The organism is Salmonella sp. SAL00653, from assembly GCF_046552515.1.
Taxonomy (GTDB): domain Bacteria; phylum Pseudomonadota; class Gammaproteobacteria; order Enterobacterales; family Enterobacteriaceae; genus Salmonella; species Salmonella enterica.
The window spans coordinates 40,510-52,508 of sequence record NZ_JBGDTY010000001.1 but is presented as its reverse complement, the minus strand read 5'-3'; the positions used below and the strand labels follow the sequence as shown (position 1 = coordinate 52,508).

At 46.2% G+C, this 11,999-nt stretch carries 16 protein-coding genes; all 16 read right to left on the bottom strand.

The window, feature by feature from the left end:
* Positions 1 to 2 precede the first annotated feature (2 nt).
* The 16 genes from ssaN to sseC all read right to left on the bottom strand — a co-directional run bounded on the left by ssaN (position 3) and on the right by sseC (position 11,998).
* A complete protein-coding gene (ssaN, locus tag ACLJRU_RS00270; protein ID WP_001539917.1) occupies positions 3 to 1,304 on the bottom strand; it encodes a SctN family type III secretion system ATPase SsaN in 1,302 nt (433 codons plus the stop codon).
* Positions 1,294 to 3,339, bottom strand: coding sequence for an SPI-2 type III secretion system apparatus protein SsaV (gene ssaV / locus ACLJRU_RS00265; protein ID WP_001258221.1), 2,046 nt, complete (start codon positions 3,337 to 3,339; stop codon positions 1,294 to 1,296). The genes ssaN and ssaV overlap by 11 nt, the downstream gene beginning before the upstream one ends.
* Positions 3,324 to 3,692: an SPI-2 type III secretion system apparatus protein SsaM gene (ssaM, locus tag ACLJRU_RS00260; protein ID WP_000383699.1), complete on the bottom strand. Its 369-nt coding sequence runs from the start codon at positions 3,690 to 3,692 to the stop codon at positions 3,324 to 3,326. The genes ssaV and ssaM overlap by 16 nt, the downstream gene beginning before the upstream one ends.
* Positions 3,693 to 3,749: 57 nt before the next feature.
* Positions 3,750 to 4,766, bottom strand: coding sequence for an SPI-2 type III secretion system apparatus protein SsaL (gene ssaL / locus ACLJRU_RS00255; protein WP_001539916.1), 1,017 nt, complete (start codon positions 4,764 to 4,766; stop codon positions 3,750 to 3,752).
* Positions 4,732 to 5,406 carry an SPI-2 type III secretion system apparatus protein SsaK gene (gene ssaK, locus ACLJRU_RS00250; protein ID WP_000011194.1) on the bottom strand — a complete coding sequence of 225 codons (675 nt, stop codon included), beginning with the start codon at positions 5,404 to 5,406 and terminating at the stop codon, positions 4,732 to 4,734. The genes ssaL and ssaK overlap by 35 nt, the downstream gene beginning before the upstream one ends.
* Positions 5,403 to 5,951, bottom strand: a complete 549-nt coding sequence (locus ACLJRU_RS00245) for a type III secretion system domain-containing protein (protein WP_001531605.1) — start codon at positions 5,949 to 5,951, stop codon at positions 5,403 to 5,405. Before ACLJRU_RS00245 ends, ssaK begins: the two co-directional genes overlap by 4 nt.
* A gap of 17 nt (positions 5,952 to 5,968) precedes the next feature.
* Positions 5,969 to 6,718 carry an SPI-2 type III secretion system apparatus lipoprotein SsaJ gene (gene ssaJ, locus ACLJRU_RS00240; protein WP_000862878.1) on the bottom strand — a complete coding sequence of 250 codons (750 nt, stop codon included), beginning with the start codon at positions 6,716 to 6,718 and terminating at the stop codon, positions 5,969 to 5,971.
* Positions 6,715 to 6,963, bottom strand: a complete 249-nt coding sequence (gene ssaI / locus ACLJRU_RS00235) for a SctI family type III secretion system inner rod subunit SsaI (RefSeq protein ID WP_001539915.1) — start codon at positions 6,961 to 6,963, stop codon at positions 6,715 to 6,717. Before ssaI ends, ssaJ begins: the two co-directional genes overlap by 4 nt.
* Positions 6,964 to 6,974: 11 nt before the next feature.
* On the bottom strand, positions 6,975 to 7,265 hold the full coding sequence (locus ACLJRU_RS00230; RefSeq protein WP_000444713.1) for an EscG/YscG/SsaH family type III secretion system needle protein co-chaperone: 291 nt from the start codon (positions 7,263 to 7,265) through the stop codon (positions 6,975 to 6,977).
* A complete protein-coding gene (gene ssaG / locus ACLJRU_RS00225) occupies positions 7,243 to 7,458 on the bottom strand; it encodes a type III secretion system needle filament protein SsaG (RefSeq protein ID WP_000350226.1) in 216 nt (71 codons plus the stop codon). The genes ACLJRU_RS00230 and ssaG overlap by 23 nt, the downstream gene beginning before the upstream one ends.
* A gap of 93 nt (positions 7,459 to 7,551) precedes the next feature.
* Entirely contained in the window at positions 7,552 to 8,241 is a 690-nt protein-coding gene (gene sseG, locus ACLJRU_RS00220; protein ID WP_000805835.1) for a pathogenicity island 2 effector protein SseG, read from the bottom strand.
* The gene (gene sseF / locus ACLJRU_RS00215) at positions 8,238 to 9,020 is read right to left on the bottom strand and encodes a type III secretion systems effector SseF (RefSeq protein WP_000690707.1); all 783 of its coding nucleotides are present in this window, start codon (positions 9,018 to 9,020) and stop codon (positions 8,238 to 8,240) included. The genes sseG and sseF overlap by 4 nt, the downstream gene beginning before the upstream one ends.
* A 15-nt stretch (positions 9,021 to 9,035) precedes the next feature.
* The gene (gene sscB, locus ACLJRU_RS00210) at positions 9,036 to 9,470 is read right to left on the bottom strand and encodes a SycD/LcrH family type III secretion system chaperone SscB (RefSeq protein ID WP_023234921.1); all 435 of its coding nucleotides are present in this window, start codon (positions 9,468 to 9,470) and stop codon (positions 9,036 to 9,038) included.
* A 51-nt stretch (positions 9,471 to 9,521) separates the two neighbouring features.
* Positions 9,522 to 9,938 (bottom strand): LcrR family type III secretion system chaperone SseE, encoded by a 417-nt coding sequence (sseE, locus tag ACLJRU_RS00205; RefSeq protein WP_000249606.1) that lies wholly within the window; start codon positions 9,936 to 9,938, stop codon positions 9,522 to 9,524.
* A 2-nt stretch (positions 9,939 to 9,940) separates the two neighbouring features.
* On the bottom strand, positions 9,941 to 10,528 hold the full coding sequence (gene sseD, locus ACLJRU_RS00200; protein WP_187790627.1) for an SPI-2 type III secretion system translocon protein SseD: 588 nt from the start codon (positions 10,526 to 10,528) through the stop codon (positions 9,941 to 9,943).
* A gap of 15 nt (positions 10,529 to 10,543) precedes the next feature.
* On the bottom strand, positions 10,544 to 11,998 hold the full coding sequence (sseC, locus tag ACLJRU_RS00195; protein ID WP_001539913.1) for an SPI-2 type III secretion system translocon protein SseC: 1,455 nt from the start codon (positions 11,996 to 11,998) through the stop codon (positions 10,544 to 10,546).
* Position 11,999: the final 1 nt, after the last annotated feature.

Genomic DNA, 11,999 nt, shown 5'->3' with positions numbered 1-11,999 from the left:
GATCACTCGGTGAGTATTTGGTGTAATTTTTCTATAAGTAGCTCGGGTCCGCATACTTCATCCTTACTTTGTCGCAAAAATGTGCAAATATCCGGATAGGTATCAATGGCTTTGTCAGTATCAGTATCAACTCCTCGCTGGTATTCCCCAATGCGTATTAACAGTTCAACCTCCTGGTAAAGCGCCAGGCGCCGCCTCAATATCGCCGCCAGTTGACGATGCTCATGGCTGGTAACGACTGGAAAAACGCGGCTGAGCGTTGCCAGCACGTCAATGGCAGGATAATGCCCCCTCTCTGCAAGCCGCCGGGATAGCACAATATGTCCATCAAGTAGTGAACGGACTTCATCCGCCAACGGCTCATTCATATCATCGCCTTCCACCAGTACCGTATAAAATGCGGTAATACTGCCTTTTTCCCCCATTCCTGTACGTTCTAAAAGTCGTGGCAATGCACTAAATACGCCTGGCGGATATTCTCCAGAAACTGCGGTCTCTCCGGCGGCCAGAGCGATTTCTCGTGCGGCCCTGGCATAACGCGTCAGTGAGTCGGCAAGCAAGACGACTCGCTTTCCATTATCGCGAAAAAATTCTGCTATCGTGGTAGCCACAAACAGCGCCCTCACGCGCTCTAAGGCGGGTCTGTCAGAGGTTGCGACAACAATGACACAACGTTTTCGGGTCTCTTCAGACAGTGTAAAATCGATGAATTCGCGGACTTCTCGTCCACGTTCACCAATTAACACCAGAACATTGCTGTCTGCGTCTGGCGCATTACACAGCATCGCCAGAAGCGTGCTTTTCCCCACGCCAGGAGCAGAAAAAATACCCACTCGTTGCCCTTCGCCACAGGTCGCAACGCTATCAATAGCGCGAATCCCCGTCATTAATGGTTGAGTGATAGGCTGTCGAACCATTGCGGGAGGAGGCATTGCATCATAGTCTTTCCAGCAGACTTCTGGCAGTTCGCGGCCATCAAGGGGACGACCAAAACCATCAATGACTCGCCCTAATAACGCTTCGCCCACGGGAACCTGATGGCGTCGCCTTAAGGCCATCACTTGCTGCCCGCAGTGAAGTCCGGCTGTACTCGTAAAAGGAGATAGCAAAGCTTTGCTGCCATTAATCCCCACGACTTCAGCAAGTTCTTCTCCAGGCTTTATACAGCACAACTCACCCATAAATACCCCAGGCAACCACGCATTTAACAACGTTGCGCTGACATCCTGAATTCGCCCCCATCGACAATAACCATCGGGGGGCGGATATTTCAGCCTCAGACGTTGCATCAATTCATTCTTCATTGTCCGCCAACTCCTCTTCGCTAAGGTCAATACTTTCTACCACTTGTATAAGGCTCTCCTCTCCTAATTCCTGCCATGACAAAATCGGTACGTCGAACAAGGTGGCTTCTGTAATTTTTCGCAAGAAACGTCGGGTGTCGACAGAAGTGACAATGAATAATTTGGCTGACTGCTTCAGCGCCTGCTCGATAAGTTGCAGGATCTGCGTCTTATGACGAGACGACAGCGCAGTATAGGTCCCCATTGCCGTCTGGCGAATGGATTCACGCACGAGGTTCTCAATACCTTCGCCGATCCGCAAAATCGGCAGCGGTTTTCCTTCCGGATTAAGACGACGCAGAATATGACGGCGAAGCGCGATACGGACATATTCTGTCAACATCAGGACATCTTTTTCACGTGGCGCCCAATCAATTAAGGTGCCGAAAATAAGACGTAAATCTCTAATAGAAACCCGCTCTGATACAAGCCGTTGCAAAGTTTCAGCGATTTTATTAATGGGTAACTGGCGCTGAAGCTCTTTCACCAGCTCAGAGTAGTTTTTTTCCATCGCATTCATTAGATAACGCGTTTCCTGAACACCAATAAACTCTCCCATATGGCGAAGCAGGACACATTTTAATAAGGCAGAGATACGTTGGCTGCCCGCGAAAACGTCCAGTCCAAAACCTTGCGCCTTATGGGCCATGTCTTTTGTAAGCCAACAGATCTGCCCCATCCCGTTCGGTAACGTCTGGCTGTCACCCACCACACTAGCGTCCGCGCCTATCAATAAATAATCCGCCTGGGCGGGAATAGATAAACTAAATACGGGTTCCTGATATAGCAGTACCGTCAATTTTTCGGTGGGTTCAGGCAAAACCTCAATGTTCACCTCAGGGAGAGGAACGCCGGTATCCTCAAATAAAAACCATCTCATGGCGTCAATATCACGAATCAGGTCGGCAGAATGTAACGTCGGGGTAAGACGTAAGATTAGAGGACATGCGCCGGGAACCATACTATCTTTTTCCGGTGCTTCGACGCCATTTGCGGAAACCACAGACTTTTTGCGGCGAATGAGGATAATTGGCAATGCTAACAACGCTGAAAAGAAAGCGAGAGTGATAAAAGGAAAGCCAGGAATTAAAGCGAGGAGCATTAAAACCACAGCGGTTAATATGAGCGACTGAGGTTGTCTGGCAATTTGAGAACTCAACTCTGTCGCCAGGTTCTGGCGTTTCTCACCCGGAACACGGGTGACAATAATTCCCGCGCTAAGGGAAATCAGCAGCGATGGAATTTGCCCACATAAACCATCTCCGATTGACAGTACGCTATAAGTGTGAACAGCCTCACTCATCGACATATCATATTGCACGATAGCGATAATGATACCGCCGATAATGTTCACCAGAACAACAATAATACCGGCAATCGTATCGCCTTTAACAAATTTCATCGCACCGTCCATCGCACCGAGAAAGCGGCTTTCCTGCTGGACGTGCTGTCTTAATGTACGGGCATGGTCTGCATCGATAACTCCGGCACGCAAATCGCCATCGATACTCATTTGTTTGCCTGGCATCCCATCAAGCGAGAAACGTGCGCTAACTTCCGCCACCCTCTCGATACCTTTTGTAATGACAATAAACTGCACGATAGTAATGATGGTAAATACGACCAACCCAACGGTGAGATTTCCTCCTACGACAAACTTACCGAAAGCATCCACAATATTACCGGCATTATGTTGTAACAGTACCAGCCGTGATGTGCTGATTGTGAGTGACAAACGATATAATGTAGTAATAAGTAATAAAGACGGAAATACCGATAAATCGAGAGGGTCACTAAGATAAATAGCAATTAAGAGCAGGATCACTGAAAACATAAGGTTGATAGTAATCAGGATATCAACCATCCAGGTCGGTAAAGGTAACAGCATCATCACAATAGCGATTAATAACACCGTCGCCAGAACCATATCCTGCCGACCCGCGCATACACTGAGCCACTGTTGCGCCCTGATTCCCTCACCTAACCATGAACGCATTGCGACTCCAGAAATTTTATTTGTCGATGATGTAATCGTAACCAGATCTCGGCGGAGCTGGAAAGAGGAGGAGAACAGCTCATTGCAAGCCCATCGCGCAACAAAAATAATCGCTGAGGAATACCCTGGAACGCTGCAGGTTTCCAGTGAGTTAAGGCTTTAAAAAGCAGATCTTCGTCTAAGAAGGTTTGCTTGAGTATCTGACATAAGTGAATACGACCGTTATGATAGTTTAGATAGGTTTCATATTGTCCTTGCCGCCAGAACATATTGGTTGCTAAAGGCCGTTCAGCTAATCCTGCTAATTGAATAAAAAGCTGAATATTACGTTCAGTAATGAGATCCCAATCCATCCTGCCGCCTCATGATGAGCCAGAACGCCAATTTACCTAAATATTGAAAGCCAGGTATCAGAATAAAACCTGATTTACCTTTACTTCACGAAGCGTTTCGAGAATTTGTTCACGTTGATCTTCGTCGTTAAAACAGTTATCGGGTATCAGCATAAACTGCGCATCAAGTTGTTGGAGTAACCGATTGAACATCTTCGATGAAGAAACTATAGCGGTAAGTCTATCAAGCAACCAATCACTGAAAAGCCAACGCTCACAAATGATATCGAGTAGTAGCGGCAGTAATGTATTAGGCGGCAACTGGCAAATCCACTCCTCACGCTGGCACTCTTTTTCAAGGCCAAGGAATAACAACAAACGACGCAAACGTACTAATGCTGCGGCCAAACGACTTTGCTCCGAGGGTTCGATGCATATGCTAAGTTCAAAGGCTATTGCTCTTAGCAAAATACGGACCCGTTCACAGCGATCCGGCCAGTCTGCCACGCGTCTGAACCACTGCGATAAGGGCATTTCATCGTTGTCTATCGCCTGTTGCATAAAACGCTTCAGCGAGGACAGCGTAGCGGTATCCACTTCGCCAAGTTCCAGTAAACTAAAAACGGCAAGTTCCCATCCCTCCTCCGCTGTAAGCGTATCCAGTTGCAATTGCAAATCGCGTTTTTTCTTTTTTGACAACCCGCCGGCAGTAAGCGCCATTGCAAGAGCGATAATTTGATACGCATTCTGTAAATCAGGATCACTATTCTCTTCGGTAAGCGGACGCAACGTTGCCCCATTATCCTCCTGTATTTGTTTTATCAAACGCAGCAAAGCCTGCTGTCTGCGCTCCAGTTTCTCAGCATCCGTGAATTTATAACTTTCGCGCAGTTTACCACTCAGCGCCATTCCTATTTCTTCCATCGTCTCATAGAGCGCTGCCCCCGTCGTTTCCTGTAACTCCTGGAGAGCTAACATTGAAGGCGAAATAACCTCTTGTTCCTCTATAACCTGACCAGGGGTAAATGCTGTAGGGGGCGTCATTTTTATCTCATTAATTTTAATATTCATCGCTACCTCTTTTATCTTCACCATTACGTAACCATTTCAGTAACGCGTTGAAATGACGAGAAAGTGAAAATTCAACGGCATATCGTGTTGAGGAAAGTTCAGCCTGATCGGGAGAGAAACCAGGCTCGATAATCAACGTAAACCGCTTGCCAAAAGTTTCACGCATCAATGCCTCTTTTTCAGGATGAATACGCAAATAAAGCGCTCCCTCTTCCGCCATAGCCGTGGCCTGGCGTGCCAGACGATGGCACATAACACTGTCTACCGACTGTTGGTCGAACCAGGCCAACAGAACCTGTTCTATACTATTTTTAATATGATGCGCTGCTTGATCGACCAATGAACGAAATTGATTTTCATCGTCTTGTAAGTGTTTTACATGCTGTTCCAGCCATTCCACTTCCATTTTTTCCAGCGTATTTTTACGCAACCACGCTAGTTCTTGTTGCTGCTCAACTTTCTGTTCACGCTGATAACGATAGGCGTCTCGGATGATTTTTTCAGCCTTACGGTAAGCGGAGCTCACAATAGCATGTGAAACGCTCTTAGCTTGTTGTTCTTGTGCAAATAAAGTTAATTGTAATGTTATCCACGGTGACTCAATAATATTTCGAGCGGGTAGCTTATGGTTAATTTCCGTCAGAGGAAGTGAAGTAAAACTCATAGCAAATGCTCCATGAAGATAATCTCGGTAAGAGAAGTCTTCGGCCAAAGTATACGCTGCGGAGGGGGTAATAATACTAATAGCGCATGTAAAACCGCATCGTCATGCGCTTCCCGATTAAGAATGGCGGTACCGATCTGCAATGCAGTTTGTTGCATCACTTGCGGAGGAAGTAATTTGCCATCTCTTTGCCCCAACCAACCATATAGCTGCCAGATCTCATCCTCGCTAAACCACTGTAGAAGCAATTGCCGATACTCTGGTAGCATAAAATAGTCACTACACCTGAGTTTGAATAATCCCAGCCCAAAGGCAAATGCCGATATACGCGGCGCAAGACGAACCTGCCGTTTTTGCCTGTCATTTAAACAGGCTGGAATAACAGAGCTTCCTCTTAGTCTATTTAACGCTCTGTCAAGAAGACGATCCAACTCGGGCCGATCGCCATAACGCCAGCAGTTTGAAGGATGAAAACCCAGCTTATCCAGCCATTCCGGTACAGCGTAACGAGCAGGTTGCCAGAAATAACGATAAAGTTGCAACACCTCGGGATCAGGTCGGCTCAAAAACGGCGTCTCAGGCAAAAATAGCCGATCAGGATGCCCACTCCTAATAACAGTCCTGTCAACGATAACATCAACTGATAAGGGTATTTCATCAACCACTTCTCCACCTTCCCTTTATTGGCGTTGATCACGTCCATAATCCAGAATGTTTGTCTCGCGGGTACATCAGGTACCATTCTGAATTCAGCAGGCTGCATCAAGATACTAATCTTACTGTATTGCAACCCAGGGATTGACATCTCTATTAAATCTTTAATTTTTACCCGAAAGGCCTCCATATTGACCTGAGGTGAATATTTTATAAATACGGCAACTGAGCTCGGAGAAGCGTTACTTCCCTCATCATAAGTCGGTAGCGCAATGGTCACTTTTGCATTAATCACGCCCTCCATCTGACTCAGCATTCCTTCAATTCTTTGTTCTTTTAAAAAATTAATCTTCTGCTGTTCTTCCTGGGGTGATACCACTAACTGATTAGCCGGAAACATCTTATCCGCCGTTGTAAACTGCCTATGCGGATAACCGTTAAGTCTAAGTAGCTCAACCGCATTAATAAACTGCGACTGCTCGACACGTAAGGTTACACCATCCTCTTCCTGTTTTTTTTCCGCATCAATATGATGCTGCATAAGTAATGCCAGCATTTGATTCGCCTCATCTTCTGGCAATGAGCGATAAAGATCCACATCACATGCCGTAAGAAAGAACGTAAGGACAGTAAGAAATACTATACGATGAACCTTCATGCCATGTTATCCAGCTTATTAAGCGCTTGCGATACTGCGCCTGATATTCTGGCAAGATAATCGACGTCTACCGTTAACTGCATATAATCCATTTGTCTGGTCAACATAACCTGCGGTAATAAAGCACTGGAGTTACTGGTGGATGCTTCATCTTTCAGCAATTGTTCAAAAAAATTAATTTGCTCCTGGCTCGGTTCTGCAGAGGACTTTACATAAGATTGAGTGCTTACAGGCACTACGCTCATATCAGAAATATTCAATTTTCAAACCCCTCATTTGGTGCAGGAAATAACAGACGCAGCGCCATAGCCTCTGGCAAATCTATATCCGATAAAATTTTCGCGGCTTTTAGCGGCTCATTTAAACCCGCCAACAATAATGCCAGACATACCAACTGTAATTTTTTATCCGGAACAATAACCGTTAGCGCTGGTAACATCGCATGTACCTGGGAAATCAGGCTATGGTTAACGCCCGCAAACATGATTTCCAGCAGCAACCGTCGAACATCGTCGCTAATAACTTCAGATTTTAGCAATGATTCCACTAAGCATATCCTTGATCATTTTGATCAGTGAACTTTCGTAATTAATAAATGTAGAATACTGCTGTAAGGCAAATTGCGCTTTAATCATCGATTCTGGGTTGAGCAAATCATTACCATTCATTTTGTCATTAATGGCCTGGCCTGCCTGGTGCGCCATGTGGGAGAGCATATCCACTAATTGTGCAATATCCATAATGCTTTTCCTTAAAATAAATACATCGTAAGGATACTGGCAACATAGCAAAATTTAGAAAGCAATGAACATCCGGTATATACCTGAAAACGATTACTCCGGCGCACGTTGTTCTGGCGTTACCTGAGCCAGCAAACGATATAATGGGCTGCTGACCTGCATACCGGTCATTGCCATCCCATCCATACCGAAGCGAGTAAAACTCATTAGTCCATAGGTAATATCATTAAGACGCTCTAATAAATGAGGCTGTAGTCCCAAACTACCACTCCAGTATGAATGAGTCATTACCGTCGCGGTTAAGGCTAATCTACCGCCCAGGGAGACGGCTTTAGCAATCGCCATACTTTTGCGTTGATTGGCGAAACAATTAGCAATATAAAAAACGGCATTGCCTATACTGTCGTGAGCCATAGGCAAATGATGTTTATGATGGTAGATAAGACAGGCGACATCCGCGATGGCAATAGCAAGGCCAATCCCTGCCAGGGCTACGAGCGGCGCGCCTCCACCACTTAGCACAGTTAATGCTATTCCAGCGGAACAGCATAAAATCTGTCCGCCCAAAATGACCGTTTGCCAACTAAAAATTTCTTTTGGAAAACACTCTATCACTCGTTTCGCAAGTCCGGCCAATAACCGCTCTTTTCCTTGTTGAGGACCTATTCTACCACTCTCCATATTGGTTTCCGGATGTGGCAATGAGGGACATGGAGGTGATTCCTCAGGCGCGTTAACAGGACGTTGCCCTGCTACCTGAGCATTTGGGCTAACAGGTTTCATGGTTCTCCCCGAGATGTATGACCAGAACTGTCCATTAATGCAGGTGTAGTAGCAGATTGGCAGAGCGATGCCATTTGTTCCGCCAATAACGCACTGGGATCGGCATAAAGTTCATCAACAGAATTTTCCTGATCGTCGCCAGAGGGGCGGGCAAGGCAATAATCCAGTACCGCACCTATCGCCGTCAGGCTAACGGAGGTAATTACACTCCCCATGTCCAAAGAGGCCGCTATATTTTCAGCGGCGGGCAGTGGAAACTGTAGTTGTATAACCAACGAAGAAATAGCGATTCCTGAACGTATTAATGAAGAAAGACAATTAGCAAGGGTGTTAGCGCAGTTAAGACTTGCCCCACATTTTAAGGCCAGCGCACTGACCACAAGAGCAACGCTATCACTGGCGGTTTGTAACGGCTCCTTTTGCTGACATATCAATTGATAATTATGATACGCACAGCAAGCATCCCCAATAGCAATCACGAGCGCCGCCCCCGCAAGAATAGCAATGGGTAATCCTGCCCCGCCAGAAATTACCGCTGCAGCAACCGATAATCCAAACACGACTGTCGCACCCAGCGCACGAATAGTGTATTGCATAAAATGTATCGCATAATCCTTCTGCTGCCTTATTTGTTCAGGCGTAAGCAGCACTGGGGCTGCGGGGGTGCCAGGGGCTGGAATTTCAGGGGGAGGAAACGATGCCTCCTTCGCTTGTATATCGGAAGGAGGACTATTACCATCGACTATATTACTTGCCGCTGACGGAATATGAATTTTCATATTTCGTTCTGTTATTTAAGCAATAAGAGTATCAACCATTATTTGCGCATTCTGGCGAATCTCACTCCATGAGGCATCCGCATAACTCATCTTGATTGCGGTTTGAAAAGCCTCTCTCGCCAACCCGGGTTCCCCCATCATTTTGAGACAGACGCCCGTTTGGTAAACCGGTTCTGGATGGCTGGCATCCAGCATCAAGGCATGTCCATAGAAATTAATGGCCGTCGTGTATTCTTTAAGCATCATCCAGGTGCCAGCCAATGCAATATGGGCACGCCAACTCCATGGCTGGGCCATCACCAGCCAACTAAAATCGATTACGGCGCGCGAATAATCCCCCTCCTGCCATAAGGCGTAACCACTGGCATAAACGGTTTCCGGATCAACGGATAATAGCTGTTTCAGAATGTCTTCGGGTATTTTATTTTTCTGATCTTCTTTCATCATCATACCTATTGATTGTTATTTTCATGTGATAATGATTTACGTCAGGAAGGTCATTTAAAAACGTCGCTGGATAAGATGCTCGGCGGATAAAACTGTCCAGTTATCGCCATCAAGCTGTGTAAAGGTCGCTCCCATTACTGTCAGGATGCGCAATAATTTCCTGCGTAGCATGGCTTTTTTTTCATCCAGAACGTCGGTGATTATCAACATCTTTAAACATGTTAACTGCGGGTGATGCACAAATATCCCGCGTAAAAGTCCCAGTAAGTGAAACAATTGCTGTGGTCGAGGTTGCCCGGGCGTCAGGCGCCTGAACTCACAAATAATCATTTCTTTTGCCTCAATACGATAGATCACCAGGTAAGGCGATAATATAAACTGCTGCCCAAGTAATATGGCGGTCTCCCCTAAATATGCAGGCTCAGTAAACACCTGATGCCGACGCAACCATTGCTCTATTTCTTGCACCATGTTTACCTCGTTAATGCCCGGAGTATTTCAGCAAGAACCGTGACCAGTGACGACCCCACGCCGATGATTTGCTGCATAATTTCAGTTGCTTTCTCCATAATTTCCGTCAGGGATTTATTATAAGATTGGGCCCCATTTTGTTTCAGGTCGACAATCGCTTTATTTTGATCACTTTGACGTTGCGCTACACCAGCCCCCAGGCCCATGACGCCCCCAGCTGTGTGGCCTAAGGCTTGACCCGCTATAAGACCGGTTTCCCCGCCTACGGCCCCTAATCCTATCGTCAGTACACCCGACAACATTGCGCCACCCGCAGTAATCATTGATGCTCTAAACGCTTCATCAATTGTTTTCATTTGCGTCTGTAAAACATTGACTTGCAGTTCCCAGCCCAGCCGTTGTTTTACTACGTTATAGCTGCGCATGATATCGCGCAACTTTTTGGCAAGCTCCATTAGCTTCGTCCAGATATCATCAAATAACAGAAGCATTGATTCAGTACCCATTCCCTCCCCGGAGGGAGCTTGACTGGAAGAAGGCGTTAACAAGGAAGGTGCTGGTAATACCAGTGCTACGTTACTCGCTTCCATATTTTTATCCTCAGATTAAGCGCGACAGCCAGCTATTCTCGCCTGAACGCTACTATAGTGATCAATGGTATCTAATACATCTCTAAGCGCGGCACCGCTACTCTTATAAAGCTCCTCTAAGCGTTTTTGTTCTATCTTTTTTTGGTCTTCCGTTTGTTGCATTATGAAATCCAGAAACCGTTGCTGAGTTATTAATTGCTCTATTTTCTTTTCGAGCTTCGCTTTTTCTGTGTTAACCATGCCAGTATTCATCTGACTGGCGCCCTCGGTTGCACATCTGATAGCCTGTAAGCCTTTAAATGAACAATCCCTCAGTAAGGCATACAGGATTTTTTTGAACATATTCCAGAGAACTTTCTTACGAAAATTTTTTAACAGAAATTTTTCCCCTTCTTGCGCATATTTTTCCAGGGCTTCTTTTGCCGCTTCTTTTGCCATGGCTTTCACCCCCTCTTTCGTAAAGCTTTTTCCCGCGCTTCGCGTCATATTATTTTCTACCTCACGAGAAAATTCGGCAGACTCCTCTGCCATCTCATTCGCTATAACCATTTCACGTTCAAGCGGCTCAAATTGTTTGAGAAAACTTTCACTCACTTCTTCGCCAAACTTTTCAGCCAACTCCTCTATTTCTGCTTCCCCTGCGCCTACCATACGCTCAACCACTTCCTCGCCAAAACCGGAGTCAAGCACTTTTGCAGCTGCGCCAGATAAACCTCTCGTCGCCATAAAAGCACGGCCAATCTGGAAAACATCCAGTGCCAGCGCGACGGCTTCACAACCAAATTGAATCTTACTTGTCACGTCAATAATTGCCTGACAGGTATCGTGGTCAGCACCGCACATCATTGCCGTTTCGGCTCCGGCTTTAACCATTCCTGCACAACCTGCGGCTATATAAGCTACGCCGCTAGCCATTTCTGCGGGATTACCGGACAGAAAACCCTCCACAACTTTTAAGGCGCCAATCACAGTTTCAAATATGCCGGTAATCCAGTCAAAAATAGCGCCAAAAATGCCCGCTTTACGCGCTTTATCCTCCTGCTCTATCGCTTTCTGGATCTGCTCCTGATACTCCTTTACCTGCTTATCACGTAATGCATTTTGCACCTCAGTTGCCCGCTCAAGCTGTTGGCATAACGATTGAGCGTTATTACCAAAGACGCTGAGTATTAATGTCGTCATCAACATTGATAAAACCGCGGGATTGGTCTGCAAAAAGTCAGGCAATGATGGACGCTTATGATTTCCGGGTACGGCATCAAGCAGTTGCTTCAACGCATTGCTTGCCTCCTGAAGACTAATTTTCCCTGATAACAGGCACGCGGCGTTGCCATCGCCAAAAGTAGAATTCACACGATGCTGGCGCTTTCCCAGCGAACCCGAGGAAACGCAACTGACATTGCTTAAGTGATGATGTGTTAAGGCGGTTACTCCTGCGGCGCTGTCGCTATTACTGTGAATTCGATTCATT

What these genes read in the sequence shown, in the direction of transcription:
- ssaM (WP_000383699.1), bottom strand. Translation starts at nt 3,692, where the DNA reads ATGGATTGGGATCTCATTACTGAACGTAATATTCAGCTTTTTATTCAA.
- sscB (WP_023234921.1), bottom strand. Translation starts at nt 9,470, where the DNA reads ATGATGATGAAAGAAGATCAGAAAAATAAAATACCCGAAGACATTCTG.
- sseE (WP_000249606.1), bottom strand. Translation starts at nt 9,938, where the DNA reads ATGGTGCAAGAAATAGAGCAATGGTTGCGTCGGCATCAGGTGTTTACT.
- ssaJ (WP_000862878.1), bottom strand. Translation starts at nt 6,718, where the DNA reads ATGAAGGTTCATCGTATAGTATTTCTTACTGTCCTTACGTTCTTTCTT.
- ssaI (WP_001539915.1), bottom strand. Translation starts at nt 6,963, where the DNA reads ATGAGCGTAGTGCCTGTAAGCACTCAATCTTATGTAAAGTCCTCTGCA.
- sseF (WP_000690707.1), bottom strand. Translation starts at nt 9,020, where the DNA reads ATGAAAATTCATATTCCGTCAGCGGCAAGTAATATAGTCGATGGTAAT.
- sseG (WP_000805835.1), bottom strand. Translation starts at nt 8,241, where the DNA reads ATGAAACCTGTTAGCCCAAATGCTCAGGTAGCAGGGCAACGTCCTGTT.
- sseD (WP_187790627.1), bottom strand. Translation starts at nt 10,528, where the DNA reads ATGGAAGCGAGTAACGTAGCACTGGTATTACCAGCACCTTCCTTGTTA.
- sseC (WP_001539913.1), bottom strand. Translation starts at nt 11,998, where the DNA reads ATGAATCGAATTCACAGTAATAGCGACAGCGCCGCAGGAGTAACCGCC.
- ssaK (WP_000011194.1), bottom strand. Translation starts at nt 5,406, where the DNA reads ATGAGTTTTACTTCACTTCCTCTGACGGAAATTAACCATAAGCTACCC.
- ssaV (WP_001258221.1), bottom strand. Translation starts at nt 3,339, where the DNA reads ATGCGTTCATGGTTAGGTGAGGGAATCAGGGCGCAACAGTGGCTCAGT.
- ssaN (WP_001539917.1), bottom strand. Translation starts at nt 1,304, where the DNA reads ATGAAGAATGAATTGATGCAACGTCTGAGGCTGAAATATCCGCCCCCC.
- ssaG (WP_000350226.1), bottom strand. Translation starts at nt 7,458, where the DNA reads ATGGATATTGCACAATTAGTGGATATGCTCTCCCACATGGCGCACCAG.
- ssaL (WP_001539916.1), bottom strand. Translation starts at nt 4,766, where the DNA reads ATGGTGAAGATAAAAGAGGTAGCGATGAATATTAAAATTAATGAGATA.